Here is a 15,935-nt window from a genome sequence, read left to right on the forward strand (position 1 = left end):
GTCACGGCTCGGGGAACGACTGCCACGCATTCTTTGTGCAGATTTGCCGCCTGTGGCGGCATTCTTGCGCAGAGTCTGGGTCGTCGGGGCTGGCAGGCATCGTCATAAGCATGAGCGCCCTCGTTCAGCAGGCAGCACTTTGGGCTGACGGGTAGCCTCCGCGGAGAGCCACTACGGCGTATCAAGGGGAACCGATGGCACTCGCAGACTTCAAGCTCGAGGACCGTTTCGACCGCGCCGAAGGTGATGTCGCGATGTCTGGCGTCCAGGCGTTGCTGCGTGTGCTGCTCGACCAGCTGCGCGCCGATCGCCGTGACGGGCTGAACAACGCTGCGATGGTCTCGGGCTATCGGGGATCGCCGCTCGGCGGCATCGACAGCCTCATGCTCGGCAACGCCGAAGAGCTGGCCGAGAACAACATCACGTTCCAGCCCGGCCTCAACGAGGATCTCGGCGCAACTGTGGTGTGGGGCAGCCAGCTGGCGAACCGCAACTTCGAGGGCAGCTACGACGGCGTGCTGGGCATGTGGTACGGCAAGGCGCCCGGCGTCGACCGGTCCGGTGACGCCATTCGTCATGCCAACGTCTGCGGCGTCGACCCCAAGGGCGGCGTGCTGCTCGTGGCAGGCGACGATCCGGCGTCGAAATCGTCCACGCTGGCGTCGGAATCCGAGCCGGTGCTCATCCACTACCAGACGCCGATCCTGTACCCCGGCTCCGTCCAAGAGGTCATCGACTACGGCCGTTGGGGCTACGAACTGTCCCGCTACTCGGGCTTGTGGACCGCACTCAAGATCGTCACCAACGTCGCCGACGGATACTCCACCGTCGAAGTCGGCCCCGGTCGCGTCAGCGCGACACGCCCTGCCTTCGAATGGGACGGCAAGCCCTGGGCCCACACCCAGCAGGATGCGCTGTTCGGCCCGAACGCTGTCCGCATGGAGCTCGAGATACACGAGGGCCGCATGGTCGCGGTCGAAAAGTTCGTGGCCGAGAACAAGCTCAACCGCCAGACCGTCACCAGCCGCGATGCCAAGGTCGGCCTGATCGCGGCAGGCAAGACGTACTACGACCTGCGCGAAGCACTCGACCGGATGGGTCTGCGCGAGGCTGAGCTCTCTCGCCGAGGCGTACGCATCCTCAAGCCGGCCGTTGTCTGGCCGCTCGATCCGGTCAGCCTTCGTGAGTTCGCCCGTGGTCTCGACGTGATCGTCGTGGTCGAGGAGAAGCGCTCGGTCATCGAGACGCTGGCGCGCGAGATCCTCTACGGCATGCCCGATGCCCCCCGCATCCTCGGCAAGCGCGACGCGCAGGACCAGTTCTGGTTCCCCGGACACGGCGAGATGGACGCTGACCTCATCGCCCGCAAGGTTCGGCCCTTCCTGGTCGACCGGCTCGGCGGTGGCGGCATCGGTTCGGCTGTGCCCGAGCGCATCACCATTCCGCTGGCAGTCACCACCAAGGACGGCGCCAAGGCGGCGGGCCGCACTCCGGGCTTCTGCTCGGGCTGCCCGCACAACCGTTCAACCTGGGTGCCCGAGGGCTCCGAGGCCGGCGGCGGCATCGGCTGCCACGGCATGGCTGCGATGACCCCGACCCGCAACGTGCGTGGCACTACCCAGATGGGCGGCGAGGGCGTGCAGTGGGTCGGCGCAGCACCGTTCGTGACGATGGATCACCGCTTCCAGAACATTGGCGACGGCACGTTCCACCACTCCGGATCGCTAGCACTTCGCCAAGCGATCGCAGCTGGCACCAACATCACCTACAAGATCCTCTACAACGCGGCAGTCGCGATGACTGGCGGCCAGGACGTGGACGGTGGCATGGAAGTGCCGGCGCTGACGCGGTCACTGCACGCAGAGGGCGTGGCCAAGGTGATGGTTGTCGTCGACGATCCCAACAAGTACCCCTCCGACGCGCAGTTCGCTCCCGACACTGACGTGTGGCACCGTGACCGGCTCGACGAGGCGCAGCGGCTGCTGCGTGACATCGAAGGCTGCACGGTGCTCATCTACGACCAGGCTTGCGCAGCCGAGCTGCGGCGCGACCGCAAGCGCGGCAAGGTGGCCGAGCCCAAGACGCGGGTCTTCATCAACGAGGCCGTGTGCGAGGGCTGCGGCGATTGCGGCGAAAAGTCCAGCTGCCTCAGCGTGCAGCCCGTCGAGACCGAGTTCGGTCGCAAGACGCAGATCCACCAGTCCTCGTGCAACAAGGACTTCACCTGCCTCGACGGCGACTGCCCGGCGTTCATCGAAGTGGTTCCGGGCGGCAAGGTGCCCACCAAGGCGACTGCCGCCGTCGACGAGATCGGCGACGATCTGCCCGAGCCCGATCGGCTCGACGAGGGCAACATCTTGATGATGGGCATCGGCGGCACCGGTGTCGTGACCGTGAACCAGATGCTCGCCACCGCAGCGTTGCTCGACGGCAAGCAGGCCAACGGTTTGGACCAGACGGGTCTCGCTCAAAAAGGCGGACCGGTGGTGTCGAACCTCAAGGTTCGTCGCTTCGGCAGCACCCCCGACGAGGGCGACGCTGGGGGCTCAAATGAGGCGGCCAACAAGGTCGGCGTCGGCGAGGCAGATGCCTACATCGTGTTCGACCTGCTGTCAGGCACGAACCCCGTCAACCTCGAGAAGGCGCAGGCGGGCCGCACGGTGGCGCTGGTGTCGTCGTCCAAGGTGCCGACCAGCGCCATGGTTCGAGACACAGCAGCAGAGTTCCCCGAGTGGACGGCGTTTCAGCGCTCAATCGACGATGCCACCACGCCGGAGCGCAACGTCTACTTCGACGCCGGCACGCTGTCGGACAACCTGTTCCGCTCGCACATGCCGGCCAACGTGCTGGTGCTCGGCGCTGCGTACCAGTCGGGCGTGGTGCCGATCAGCGCGACGGCGATCGAGCGGGCCATCGAGCTCAACGGCGTCGCTGTCGAGATGAACACTCAGGCGTTCCGCATCGGCCGCAAGATCGTGCTCGATCCCGATTTCCTGACGACGTTGCACGTCGATCGTGTCGGCCGGGTCAAGCGTGACACGGGCCCGTCGAAGCGTGAGCAGAAGCTCATCGACTCGGTGGCCGATCCGTCGGAGGAGTTGGCGCGGCTGCTCCGCATCCGTGTTCCCGACCTGGTGGCCTACCAGAGCATCGACTACGCAGCGGATTACGCCTCCTTCGTGGCCCAGGTGCGTGAGTCTGAAGCGGCAGTGGGCGACTCGTCAGCGCTCAGCGAATCCGTCGCGAGGTACCTGTACAAGCTGATGGCGTACAAGGACGAGTACGAGGTTGCTCGCTTGCACCGCAGCAAGGCGTTCCAGCAGGCAGTGCGTGACCAGTTCGGCGACAAGACCGACGTCACCTACAAGCTGCACCCGCCGATCATGCGGCGCATGGGCGTGCAGCGCAAAATCGGCCTTGGCCGCTCGGGCGATGTCGCATTCGCAGTTCTTGCCCGCATGAAGGGCCTGCGGGGAGGCGCGCTGGACGTGTTCGGCAAGACCGCTCACCGCCGCATGGAACGTGAGCTCATCGACGAGTACCGCGGCATGATCTCTCGGACGCTCGACACGCTGGCACGCGGAGACGACGCTGCCTACGCCCGTGCGGTCGAGATCGCTGAGCTGCCCGACATGATTCGCGGCTACGAGGACATCAAGGAATCCAACGTCGAGCGCTTCCGGGCTCGCGCCGCCGAACTCGGCGCCTGATCCGTCTCAGCGGAAACCATATCGACGGCAGCCGTCCACTGTCGGCGGGTCAACATCTGTCGGGTGTCGTCCGATGCTCGGACCGAGCACGCACCGCGGTCCCGGTTCGTAGCCTTCAGCGGCGATGACGGCATCAGGGGCGAACGCGCTGGATGGGCTGGCGATAGCCGACTCGGTGCTTGATCTCGTGGGGCAAACGCCACTCGTACGGCTCAGCCGGGTTACCGAGGGGATTGCAACTCCCGTGGTGGCGAAACTCGAGACCACCAATCCGGGCGGGTCGGTGAAGGATCGTGCCGCGGTCGCAATGATCGACGCGGCCGAAGCCGAGGGACTCCTGCAGCCCGACGGGATCATCGTCGAGCCAACATCGGGCAACACTGGAGTTGGGCTTGCCGTAGTGGCGGCGCAGCGTGGCTACCGGTGCATCTTTGTGTGCACCGACAAAGTTGCGCCCGAGAAGGTGGCGCTGCTGCGGGCGTACGGCGCCGAGGTGGTGGTGTGCCCGAACGCGGTCGAGCCCGAGGACCCGCGTTCGTACTACTCGACGGCGGAGCGGCTGCGCACCGAGACGCCAGGAGCGTTCTCACCGAACCAGTACGCCAACCCGCACAATCCGCTGGCGCACTACGAGAGCACCGGGCCCGAGGTCTGGTCCCAGACCGCTGGGCGCGTCACGCACTTCGTCGCTGGTGCGGGCACTGGCGGAACCGTTTCCGGTGTCGGGCGGTACCTGAAGGAACAGAATCCCGATGTCCAGGTCGTGATCGCAGATCCGCCCGAATCGGTGTACGCAGGCGGCGACGGCCGGCCCTATCTGGTGGAGGGCATCGGCGAAGACTTCTGGCCGGCCACGTTCGACCCCGGCGTCGTCGACCGCGTGATCCCAGTTACCGATGCCGAGTCGTTCGCGGTGGCCCGGCGGGTGACACAGACCGAGGGTTTGCTGATCGGCGGCTCGGGCGGCACCGCTGTGGCGGGCGCGCTCACCGTCGCTCGAGAGCTTGATGCCGCGGGCCGCGCAGCCGAATCACTGGTCGTGACGCTCATCCCGGACTCGGGCCGCGGCTACCTGAGCCGCGTGTTCGACAACGAGTGGATGGCGCAGATGGGCTTCGAGACAGATCGCACCTTCGACGGCGCCACCGTCGCCGACCTTGTCGACGGCGAGTTCGTCTATGTGCGGCCCGATGACTCGGCGGCGGTGGCACGGCAGTGCATGGATCAAGCTGGCCTCCGTGCAGTGCCGGTCTGCACCGGCGACATGCCCATCGCGGCCGCGCAGGTCATCGGGTCGGTCGCCCAGGACGGTCTGCTGGCGTTCGGTGACGAGGTCAAGGTGGCCGACGCTGTCGAGGCACTGCTGCCGGCGGTCGGAGTTGGGGAGCCGGCCGGACGTGTGGCCGAGCTGCTGCGCGACGACGGAACGCTTGGGGCACCTCTCGCCGTTGTGGTCTACGACGAGGGCCGTCCGGTTGCGACACTCGGTCCCGCTGCATCGCAGGGAGGTGTGGGGTGCTAGGAGGCGATCCGCAGCTGTCTGGGTTTGAGGATCCGGACGAGTACGGGTTCGAGACTCGGGCGATCCGTGCGGGGCAGCCCCACGACCCGTATACCGGCGCGGTCGTGACGCCCATCTCGCTGGCGACCACGTTTGCTCAGCAGGCCGTCGGGCAGCCACGGCACGGCTACGAGTACGGCCGCACCGGGAATCCGACACGTCACGCCTACCAGGTGTGTGTTGCGTCACTCGAGGGCGCGCAGCACGGCTTAGCCTTCGCCAGCGGTCTCGCGGCCGAGGACGCGCTGCTGCGGGTGCTGCGCCCTGGCGACAGCCTGCTGCTGGGTGACGATGCCTACGGTGGCACGTTCCGTCTCATCGACAAGGTGCACGGCAATGCGGGCGTGCAGACCGCCGCCGTCGACCTCACTGCGCCAGAGAAGATCCGCGACACCTGGACGCCCGAAACCCGGATGGTGTGGCTCGAGACGCCGACCAATCCGCTGCTCACGATCTTCGACATCGAAGCCATCTGTTCCATAACCCACGAGCTGGGCGGCATCGTCGTGGTCGACAACACGTTCGCGACGCCGTACCTGCAGCAACCGCTGGCGCTGGGCGCCGATGCGGTGGTGCACTCGGCCACGAAGTACATCGGCGGTCACAGCGATGTCGTGGGCGGTTTCGTCGCAACCAATGACGACGCTCTCGCCGACCACCTGGTCTTCACCCAGAATGCTGTCGGCGCAGTTCCCAGCCCGTTCGACTGCTATCTCGCCTTGCGCGGCACCAAGACCCTGGCAGTGCGCATGGACCGCCATTGCAGCAACGCCGAGGCGGTCGTCGAGTTGCTGGCGGGTCACCCGGCGGTGCGTTCGGTGCTGTACCCGGGACTCGACGACCACATCGGCCACGAGATCGCGCGACGCCAGATGAGCGGTTTCGGCGGCATGGTCTCGTTCCGAATGCACGGCGGCCGCGATGCGGCCGAACAAGTCGCTGCCGCCACCAAGGTCTTCACGCTTGCCGAGTCCCTCGGCGCGGTGGAATCATTGATCGAGCATCCCGGAGCGATGACCCACGCATCCGTCGCAGGCTCGGCGCTGGAAGTCCCCGACGACCTCGTGCGCCTGTCCGTGGGCCTGGAGACGACGGCGGACCTGTTGGACGACCTGGCGCAAGCGCTCACCGCCTTGGACTGACCGGCCGCCGGGCGCAGCGAAGCGCGCTCGTCGGTACCGGACGTGCCAAAGGGCTTCAAGAAACCTGGGCGTGTCACGGCCGCTCTGCAATGATTGGCGCCGAATCAGCCCGCAGGCCCCCCAGCCGGTCTGTCGTGACGAGGAGCGCACCTATGGAAGGCAATATCGCCTGGATACTCACGTCTGCTGCGTTGGTGCTGTTCATGATTCCGGGCCTGGCGCTGTTCTACGGCGGCATGGTTCGCGCCAAGAACGCCCTGAACATGCTGAACATGAACATGTGGTGCCTTGGCATCGTGCCGGTGGTCTGGGTGCTCGTGGGTTACAGCCTCGCTGCGGGCGACAGCGGCCTTGCGTTCATCGGCGACTTCTCGCTTGTCGGCATGGCGGGCATCGGTGATGCTGAAGGGCTCGCCACCTTTGCCTTCCTGATGACGTTCGCGGCGATCACGCCGGCGCTGATCTCCGGCGCTGTGGCCGACCGCATGAAGTTCTCTGCCTGGATGGTGTTCGTTCCCGTGTGGTCGCTGCTCGTCTACGCCCCGGTCGTGTACTGGGTGTACGGCGGAGACGGATGGATCTTCAATCTGCCGGCACACGACTTCGCCGGCGGTACGGCCATTCACGTGAACGCCGGTGCAGCGGCGCTGGCGCTGGCGCTGGTGGTGGGACGCCGTTCGGGCTGGCCTGACAACCGGCCCGTTCCGCACAACGTGCCCTTCGTCATGCTGGGTGCGGGAATTCTGTGGTTCGGCTGGTTCGGTTTCAACGCCGGTTCGGCTTTGGGGGCCAACGGCGCAGCAGCACAGGCCTTTGTCAACACGTTCATCGCGGCCGCAGCCGGCATGGTCGGCTGGGCCTTCTCCGAGTTCGCGAGGCACAAGCGGGTGTCCACGATCGGCATTGCGTCGGGCGTCGTTGCTGCGCTCGTGGCGATCACGCCCGCAGCGGGCTTCGTCGGCTCGATGCACTCGTTGGCTTTTGGTGCCATTGCAGGCGTGGTCTGCTTCTTCGCTATCGAGGCAAAGTTCCGGGTGGGCTTCGACGACAGCCTCGACGTGGTCGGCATTCACTGGGTGGGCGGCGCAGTCGGCGGCATCCTGCTGGGCTTCTTCGCCGACTCGTCTGCCGTGCCTGGGGGCGACTTCATCGACGGCGTGTTCTTCGGCGGCGGTGTGCTGTTGTGGAACCAGATCCTGTCGATTGCCGTGGTGACGATCTACTCGTTCGTGGTCACCTGGATCATCGCCACGGTGATCAAGTCGACGATGGGAATCCGGGTCTCTGCGGATGTCGAGCTCGCGGGTCTCGATGTCAGCGACCACGGCGAGGCCGCGTACCAGCTGAACTAGACGCTCCCTCGGGCGCGCCCGCTACGGCGGGCTAGCTTGCCGCCGTGACCGAATCTGATTCCGAACTGGCCGCCACCGATACTGAGGTTCGGCAATTCGAGCAGCAGCGGTGGCAGCGCCCGCCGGGCGCTACCGAGATCGTGATGGTGCGCCACGGCGCCTCGCAGGCGTTCGTGCCCGGCGAGCCGTTCCCGATGCTCGGTACCCAGGGCAACCCGCCGCTCGCCCCGAAGGGTCACACTCAGGCCGCCATGGCGGCGAGGCGGCTCGCCACCGAGCCAATTGACGCGCTGTACGTGACGTCGTTACAGCGAACGCAGCAGACCTTCGAGCCCTTGGCGCGCCAGCTCGTCATGACGCCAACCGTCGAGCCTGACCTGCGCGAGGTGGCGTTGGGTGAATGGGACGGCGGTCGCATCCGCCAGTTCGCAGCTGACAATCACCCGCTGTACGTAAAGCTGCACACCGAGCGCCGCTGGGATGTGATCCCTGGCGCCGAGACCAACGAGCAATTGACTCACCGCTGCATGACGGCGCTCGAACGCATCGCCGACGCCCACCCAGACCAGCTCATCGCGGCCTGCGTGCACGGCGGCGTGATCGGCGCGGTGCTGGCTCACATCGTCGGCGCCAGCCCCTTCTCGTTCGGCGGCGCGGACAACTGCTCGATCAGCCAGATCGTGCGCTGTGACGGCGAGTGGATGATGCGCCGCTTCAACGACTGTTCACACCTCGACGATCACCTGCATCACGGCTGAAGCCCACGAGCCCCATCCCGCCGAGGACAACGTCCCCGGTTGTCACATCTAGCCGTCGGCGAGGAAACCGCCGAGTGCGGCAGTCAGCATTGCCGGGTCGTGGCTGCCGCCGAGTTCGCGTGCGGAGTGCATCGACAGCTGAGGCGACCCCACATCGACGACGCTGATCCCGAGCCGCGCTGCGGTGATGGGCCCAATCGTGGAGCCGCACGCCAGGTTGCTGCGGTGGGCGTACACTTGGTGGGGCACACCGGCCGCCTCGCATGTTGCAGCGAATCGGGCGTTGGTCTGTGCATCGGTGGCGTAGCGCACGTTGGCGTTCATCTTGACGACAGGGCCGCCGTTCAGCTGCGGCAGATGCTGGGGCTCGTGGCGCTCTGGGTAATTCGGGTGCACGGCATGCGCCCCGTCCGCCGAGACGCACAGCGAGCGACTCACGGCCCGCAAGTACTGCTCGCGATCTGCCCCGAGTGCCAGTGCAATGCGTTCGAGGGTGTCCGGCAGGATCGGGCTGCCGGCACCTGTGGCCGAGTCGCTGCCGATCTCCTCGTGGTCAAATAGAACCACGACGGCGGCGGTGTCGTCGGGCGGCCCGCCGTCGAGGCCGGCAAGTGCCTCGACGGCCGCGTGGCACGAAGCCAGATTGTCGATGCGGGCGGACGCGTACATCTCGCCGTCGCGGCCAAGACGTGCTGGCGGCGTCAGATCGTGGGCCATGACATCCCACGAGAGCACAGCTTCGGGCGCCATCTCGAGTTCGCTCGCGAGAAAGTCACGGAAGGCGTCGGGCGTTGGCTCTCCAAGCCCCCAAATGGGGGTCATGTGCTGCTGGCGGTCCAGCTTCAGGCTGTCGTTGACCGCGCGATCGAGGTGAATCGCTAGCTGTGGCACACGCAACAGCGGTTGGTCGCAACGCCACAGCACCGTGCGCACTTCGTCGGCGGTGCCGCCGTCTGCAATGACGAGGCGACCGGACAAGCCCAAGTCTCGGTCGAGCCACGAGTTGAGCAGGACCCCGCCGTAGATCTCGACGCCGAGTTGGCGGTAGCCGAGGGCACCGCTGTCAGGCTGAGGCTTGACGCGCAGGTTGGGGCTGTCGGTGTGCGCACCGATGACGCTGAATCGCAACCGGTCCGGATTCACCCGGTCGCCTGTGCGAACTGCGATGACGGTTCCGCCCTCACGGGCGAGGAAGCCTCGGGCCGGGTCGAGCTCGCTCCACGAGTCGCTCCGGGCCGCTTCGGCGAAGCCAACGGCGCCAAGGCGTTCAGCCGTTTCGTTCGTCGCGTGATACGGCGACGGCGACGCCTCGATGAACTCGAACAGCCGGTCGAGCATGCGTGTTCTAGGCGTCGGCGTATGCGGTGATGACGTCCCGGCTGAAGTCGTCAAACTTCGAGCGGGACATCGGATAGGTGACGAGGCGAGTGATTCCGGCTCCGGCCGCCCGCTCGATGAACTCAGGCGTCCCGGGTCCCTGTGTCATGAAGTCGAGCTGCTCGGGATCTCGACCTGCCCGCTCGGCACACCGCTTCGCATGGTCAAAGAGCGCAGTCATCTCTTCGAAATCGCCCGACACCGGGAAGAAGGCGTCGCCGTACTCGCCGGCGCGCCGCGCTGCGCGCTTGCTGTCCCCGCCGACGACGATCGGTACTGGTCCGACTGGCTGAGGCCGGCAGTAGACGCGATCGAATGAGACGTGTTCGCCGCTGTAGGAGCACACCTCGTCGCGCCACAGCGACTGGTAGGCCGCGAGGTAGTCGTCGGTGACGTCGCCGCGGTCGGCGAACGACGCACCCAGCGCATCGAATTCCTCGGCCAGCCAGCCCGCACCGATGCCCAGAAGCACTCGGCCGCCGGACAGCCGGTCGAGTGTCGCGATGGCCTTCGCGGTGACCACCGGGTTGCGCTGGGGCACGATCAGGATTCCGGTGCCCAGCTTGATCTCGCTGGTTGCCGCCGCCGCAAATGCCATCCAGATGAGCGGGTCGGGAATGTCGATGTCGTCTCGCTTGCCGGGCATCTTGCCGTCGTCGGAGTAGGGGTACGGCGACGCGTAGCCCTCGGGCACCACGACGTGCTCGACGGTCCACAGGGACTCGAAGCCGGCCGCCTCCGCAGCTTGTGCGTAGGCAATCGCTCCGCCCCCCTCGACCTGCGGGCCAGTATTCGCCAGCGTCATTCCGAATTTCACAACACACCCCTGTTGTCCTCGCGCGCGCCCGCACTGCCCGGAATTCGGTGCGACTCGGCGTCACGCAGCGACCGCGACCCTACTGCTCCCTCGAACGAGACTTCCGGGTTCCCCGAGGCCGTAAGGTGCTGAAATGGGTCGTATTTCGATTCTGTTCTGTGTAATCGCCCTTGTCGGAGCCGCCTGCGGTTCTGATTCGGAGCCGTCTTTCGATGACACGGCCGCCACGACGGCTGCCCCGGTGGTGACTACGACAGAGGCGCCGGTTGTCACCACCACGACCGCGGCGCCGGTGGTGACCACCACGACCGCGGCGCCCATCGTCACCACCACGACAGCTGCACCGGCACAGGAGCCCGAAGCTGAGGAGCCCGAAGCGGCACCGCCGTTGCCTGGTGTCGTCGAAGGCACGCTGCTTGAGGGCGCGACGCCTGAGACCATCGAGAACCTCGTGAGCGCGGCGAACGCTCCGGCGGCTGAGCCGTGTCCCGGCACCGCGATCTTCAGCGGGGTCGTGCCGATCGCGTACTCAGCTGCTACGTGGGCCCGAGACACGACGACGGGACCGTTCCTCGACGTCTGGGCCGCCCAATTCGAATCGGTCGAGGTGGCGACACAGGCGATTGCCGACTACGACGCCGAGCTAATCGCCTGCGGCGAGTTTGTCGAGCCAAGCACCTCAGCGCTCGGGGCGTTCGCCCCGGGAGAGAATCCCGGCGTCGGCGACGAGTCGTACGGCTACGACTACGCAGGCATCGTCTCAGGCTTCCCGGTCAATCGCTACAGCATCGCGGCGCGAGTCGGCGACACCGTGTACCAGGCAGGGTTCGCTGCTTTGTTCGTCGAACCAGATGCCGCCGCCGTCTTGCATTCCATCAACGCCCTCCTCGGACCCTGAAGCACCCGCTCGCAGCGGCTGGGCCGATGGTGCCTGAAGACATAGTGTGCGGGGATGCGCCGCATATTGGTCCTGTTTCTCGTGTTCGCCCTCTTCGGAGCAGCTTGCAGCACTGACACGGAGACATCGGCAGACTCCACGGCCGCTGAGGCCGCCCCGGCGACGACGAGCGCCGATTCCGACACCACGTCCGAACCCGTCGCTACGACCGCTGCAGCACCCGCCGTCACGACAACCACTGCGGCGCCGCCAGCAGAGCCTGCAGCAGGTGACCTGGTCTCGTCTGAGTCGATCGATGCAGGCGATCTGGACGGCTGGCGCGTCACATACCTCTCCACGGGCGTGCACGGCGATCTGGTCGAAGTCAGCGGGCTCGTGTTCGCTCCGCCCGGTGTTCCGGCCGGCTCGCCGGTTGTCGCGTGGGCACACGGCACGACCGGTGTCGCCGACATCTGTGCGCCGTCGGTGACGCATCCGGCGGAATCCGGCATCCCGATGGCGATCGCCGCAGCCGGCCATATCGTTGCGGCCACCGACTACCAAGGTCTCGGCACGCCAGGCACGCACCCATACCTGGTCGGTGAGAGCGAGGGTCGCAGCACCATCGACATCGTCCGAGCGGTTGGCCAGATGGATATCGGAGCCAGCGACCGCTACGTCGTGTGGGGCCTCTCCCAAGGCGGTCACGCCGCGTTGTGGACAGGGCAGATAGCGCCCTCATACGCACCCGAACTGGATCTCGCCGGAGTGGTTGCTGCCGCCCCCGCTGCCGACATCGGCGGCTTGATGGACACGGTCGGCACCACTGCGCAGGGATTCGCTGTCATGGCCGCGTTCGCCGTGGCGACCGCGTATGACGATGTCAATCTTGAGGACTACTTCTCTGCTGCGGCCATCGATCAGATGGCAGTCATCGAGCAGGGCTGCGTTGGCGAAGTCTTTGGGGCCTTCTTCGAATTCGAGGCTGATGCGATGCGCAACCCCAGCGGCTGGGACGGCATCAATCCGATCGGCCCGCTGGCTGAGGCGCTCGCTGCCAACCAGGCCGGCGGGGTGCCCATCACCGATTCGCCGGTGCTGTTCGTGCAGGGCTGGGCCGACAGCATCGTGGCACCCGAGTCGGTTCGTGCTCTGCACGGTGCCTACTGCTCACAGGGCACCCACGCCACACTTGAGGTGTACCCCAACGGCGGACACATCGACACCACGCTCACGTTCCTGTCCGAGACCCTTGGCTGGGTCAGCGATCGGCTCGCCGGCGCCGACGCACCCCGAGGCTGTGATTACGTCGACCTCGATCTAGCGGAGATCGACGCGGCCTTGGCAACATCCGCTGCCGTGGAGGGCACGTTGCTCGAAGGCTCGACGCCTGAGGGTCTCGACACGCTCCTGAGCGAAACCACCATGCCGGTGGCAGAGACCTGTCCCGGCACTGCGATCTTCGGCGGGGTAGAGCCGGTTGCATTCTCCGCCGCGACGTGGGTCCGAGACCCGACGACGGGACCCTTCCTCGACGTCTGGGCTGCCCGCTTCGAATCGGCTGAGGAGGCCGCACAGGCCATCAAGGACTATGACGCCGAGCTGATCGCGTGCGGTGAGTTCGTCGAGCCGCGCACGACAGCGTTGGGGGCGTTCAGCCCCGGCGACACGCCGGAGGTGGGCGACGAGTCCTACGGCCACGACTACGCCGGAATTGTCGCGGGCTTCCCGGTCAACCGCTACAGCGTCACAGCGCGTGTCGACGACACGATCTACCACGCGGGATATGCGGCCCTGTTCGTCGATCCCGACGCCGCCGCCGTGCTGCAGGCTATTAACGCCATCCTCGGCCTCTGAGGAAAACGTTCGCAGCGCCCTCGCTGAGCTACAGCGCTGAGCGCCTGCGCGGGGACGTCTTCGGCGGTCTCACCGCGGCGGTGGTCATGTTGCCGCTGTCGCTGGCCTTCGGTGTCGCATCGGGTCTCGGCGCCATCGCAGGCCTCTACGGCGCCATCGCCGTCGGCATCCTGTCGGCGTTGTTCGGTGGGTCCAGGACGCAGATCTCCGGCCCGACCGCGCCGCTCTCGGTGGCGATGTCGGTGGTCGTTGTCAACTACGCGGGTGGTGACATCAGCCGAGCGCTTGCCATAGTGGTGCTCGCCGGGCTTGTACAGGTCTTGCTGGGCGCACTGCGCCTTGGCAGCTTCGTGTCGTACACGCCCTACCCGGTTGTGTCGGGCTTCACCTCCGCAGTCGGGTTGATCATCGTCGTAGTGCAACTGCTGCCGTTGCTGGGTAGCGAGGTCGTGCCCGGCGGAGTGGTGGCCTCGGTCCGCGCTCTGCCAGATGTCATAGGCAACATCGGAGTTGGCGCCGTGGCGCTCGGTGCTCTCACCATTGGCGTCTGCGTGTTCTGGCCGCAACGCCTGCGCCGGTTTCTCCCACCGTCGGTCGCAGCGCTGCTCATCGGCACGCTGTTCAGCGTGCTGTGGATCGACGACGTGGCGATCATCGGCCATGTGCCCTCAGGGCTGCCTGAGATATCGCTGCCCGAGTTCGCCTGGAGCGATCTGGGTGGTGCTGTGGCGCCCGCAGTGACGCTCGCGCTGCTCGGCTCGGTCAACAGCCTGTTGACGGCGATGGTCGCCGACTCGATGACACGCGACCAGCATCGTCCGAATCGTGAGCTGATCGGCGTGGGAGCCGCCAATGTCCTGGCGGCGTTCATCGGAGCCGTACCAGGCGCTGGTGCCACCTCTGGCACGGTTGCGAATGTGAAGGCCGGCGGCCGGTCCCGCCTGTCGGGTGTGCTCTGTGCACTGGTGCTGTTGGCTTTGGTGCTGGGCCTGGGGCGCTACGCGGAGGTCATCCCGCACGCTGTGCTCGCCGGGATCCTCATCAAGATCGGCTTCGACATCATCGACTGGAACTACCTGACGCAGGTACGACGGGCGCAGTTGGACCAGTACGGAGTTATGGCACTCACGTTGGGCCTGTCGGTTGTGGCCGACCTTGTCGTGGCAGTAGGAGCAGGACTTGTCGCTGCGGCACTGACGAGTTCGCGCCAGCTTGAACGTCTCGAGTTCGACAATGTGGTGTCCACTCCCTTGCTCGACATGACGTTCTTAGGCGCCGGGGACGACAGCGACGCGCCCGGCTTCGACCTCGATGCTGCGGACCCATTCGCCGCGCGGACCGGCCTGCTGTCGCTGCGGGGCATCTATACAGCGGCATCGTCCATCAAGCTGTTCAACACGATCAACGCCGATGTCGCCGAGCACGAGGTGGTGATCTTCGACTTCACCGACACGGGCTACATGGACGACAGCGCGGCCTACATGGTCGGTCAGCTCGTCGCCGTCGCCGTGGACTCGGGGGCGAAGTGCATCGTGATGGGCCTCAAGGGATCGCAGGCAACGAGCATCAAGGAATTGAACGTGCTCCGCGGGGTTCCAGCGGAGCACTTCGTCGACGATCTCGACGAAGCCCGCGTCATCGCCCGGAGGCTGTTGCGCAGCTAACGCTTGGACCTGGCCTTGGCCTTGTCTGCTTGGCGGGCGGCCATCGTGGCGCGATGCGCGAGGGTTCGCTCGACATACGGGGCGATGTCGGGGGTCTTGCAGCCGGTCTGGCCGTGATCAACCTGCACTGGACCGATGCGCTCAGCCGCTGCAACGACCGATCGGCGCAGATTGCCGTCCCGCAGGGCGATCGCGATGAGGGCGCCGTTCATCTCATGCCGAACCCGGTTCGGGCGATCGGTGATCTCAGCTTCGATCTGGCCGACTAGGTCTCGCAATTCGGGTGCGGACCACACGTCGGCCTGTTCGGCCGTGCAGGTCACGATGAACCAGCCCACCGACGCCGGCCATTCGGAGGGCGAGTCACGCCAATCGTCGCTGAGGTCGCGCGCCACCGGAGACTGCGACAGCAGACCTCCCAGTCCCTCGGCAAGCACGTAGTTGTCGACGTCACGCAGCCAGCGGCGAGCGAGCGTCTTGGTCATAGCGGAGGCATCCGCGACCCGCAGCGCGAGAACTAGCGCGTCGTGGTTGCCGCTCTCCCAGAGCTTGGCTGCGAGATCGTGGTCGGTGCGCAGGGGCTTCCCGATGCGGCCGAGCTCTTTGTAGCTGACGCCGAACATCGGCTCGGCAGCACCATGGCGTGTGTACACCTTGCGGTTCTGCGCCGTGCCGGCAGCCTCCAGCTGCGCCATCACTTCCTGCAATGTCGCCATGGGGTGCGGCTCCTCACCGCCAGCCCAGAGGATCTCGGCCGCTCGGAGCCGCGAAACGTACTGGCGCGCGGATCCATCCGCACCCGTGGGGGTTCTAGGGTTCG

General features: G+C 66.4%; 11 protein-coding genes. 8 read left to right on the forward strand and 3 right to left on the reverse strand.

The window, feature by feature from the left end:
- Positions 1–194 precede the first annotated feature (194 nt).
- The 5 genes from ACQY5K_RS00520 to ACQY5K_RS00540 all read left to right on the forward strand — a co-directional run bounded on the left by ACQY5K_RS00520 (position 195) and on the right by ACQY5K_RS00540 (position 8,523).
- The gene (locus ACQY5K_RS00520; protein WP_428119088.1) at positions 195–3,710 is read left to right on the forward strand and encodes an indolepyruvate ferredoxin oxidoreductase family protein; all 3,516 of its coding nucleotides are present in this window, start codon (positions 195–197) and stop codon (positions 3,708–3,710) included.
- Positions 3,711–3,867: 157 nt separating this feature from the next.
- Positions 3,868–5,232 (forward strand): pyridoxal-phosphate dependent enzyme, encoded by a 1,365-nt coding sequence (locus tag ACQY5K_RS00525; RefSeq protein WP_428122799.1) that lies wholly within the window; start codon positions 3,868–3,870, stop codon positions 5,230–5,232.
- Positions 5,226–6,413: a cystathionine gamma-synthase gene (locus ACQY5K_RS00530; RefSeq protein ID WP_428119090.1), complete on the forward strand. Its 1,188-nt coding sequence runs from the start codon at positions 5,226–5,228 to the stop codon at positions 6,411–6,413. Before ACQY5K_RS00525 ends, ACQY5K_RS00530 begins: the two co-directional genes overlap by 7 nt.
- 152 nt (positions 6,414–6,565) lie before the next feature.
- Positions 6,566–7,765 (forward strand): ammonium transporter, encoded by a 1,200-nt coding sequence (locus tag ACQY5K_RS00535; RefSeq protein ID WP_428119092.1) that lies wholly within the window; start codon positions 6,566–6,568, stop codon positions 7,763–7,765.
- Positions 7,766–7,809: 44 nt separating this feature from the next.
- Positions 7,810–8,523: a histidine phosphatase family protein gene (locus ACQY5K_RS00540; protein WP_428119094.1), complete on the forward strand. Its 714-nt coding sequence runs from the start codon at positions 7,810–7,812 to the stop codon at positions 8,521–8,523.
- A gap of 48 nt (positions 8,524–8,571) precedes the next feature.
- Here ACQY5K_RS00540 and ACQY5K_RS00545 read toward each other — a convergent pair whose 3' ends face one another.
- Complete coding sequence (locus tag ACQY5K_RS00545; RefSeq protein ID WP_428119096.1) at positions 8,572–9,861, reverse strand: M18 family aminopeptidase; 1,290 nt, start codon at positions 9,859–9,861, stop codon at positions 8,572–8,574.
- Positions 9,862–9,868: 7 nt separating this feature from the next.
- Complete coding sequence (locus tag ACQY5K_RS00550; RefSeq protein WP_428119098.1) at positions 9,869–10,717, reverse strand: LLM class F420-dependent oxidoreductase; 849 nt, start codon at positions 10,715–10,717, stop codon at positions 9,869–9,871.
- A gap of 241 nt (positions 10,718–10,958) precedes the next feature.
- Between ACQY5K_RS00550 and ACQY5K_RS00555 the strand changes: the two genes are divergently transcribed.
- The 3 genes from ACQY5K_RS00555 to ACQY5K_RS00565 are packed head-to-tail and all read left to right on the forward strand — an operon-like array spanning position 10,959 to position 15,115.
- Positions 10,959–11,615: a hypothetical protein gene (locus ACQY5K_RS00555; protein ID WP_428119100.1), complete on the forward strand. Its 657-nt coding sequence runs from the start codon at positions 10,959–10,961 to the stop codon at positions 11,613–11,615.
- A gap of 54 nt (positions 11,616–11,669) precedes the next feature.
- Complete coding sequence (locus ACQY5K_RS00560; protein ID WP_428119102.1) at positions 11,670–13,451, forward strand: lipase family protein; 1,782 nt, start codon at positions 11,670–11,672, stop codon at positions 13,449–13,451.
- A 44-nt stretch (positions 13,452–13,495) separates the two neighbouring features.
- The gene (locus ACQY5K_RS00565; protein ID WP_428122802.1) at positions 13,496–15,115 is read left to right on the forward strand and encodes a SulP family inorganic anion transporter; all 1,620 of its coding nucleotides are present in this window, start codon (positions 13,496–13,498) and stop codon (positions 15,113–15,115) included.
- On the opposite strand, the gene ACQY5K_RS00570 is transcribed toward ACQY5K_RS00565, so the two are convergent.
- On the reverse strand, positions 15,112–15,831 hold the full coding sequence (locus ACQY5K_RS00570) for a DNA alkylation repair protein (RefSeq protein ID WP_428119104.1): 720 nt from the start codon (positions 15,829–15,831) through the stop codon (positions 15,112–15,114). The two genes, ACQY5K_RS00565 and ACQY5K_RS00570, sit on opposite strands and share 4 nt — an antisense overlap.
- Positions 15,832–15,935: the final 104 nt, after the last annotated feature.

It is taken from the genome of Candidatus Poriferisodalis sp. (genome assembly GCF_965262965.1).
In the GTDB taxonomy this organism is placed as follows: Bacteria; Actinomycetota; Acidimicrobiia; order Acidimicrobiales; family Poriferisodalaceae; genus Poriferisodalis.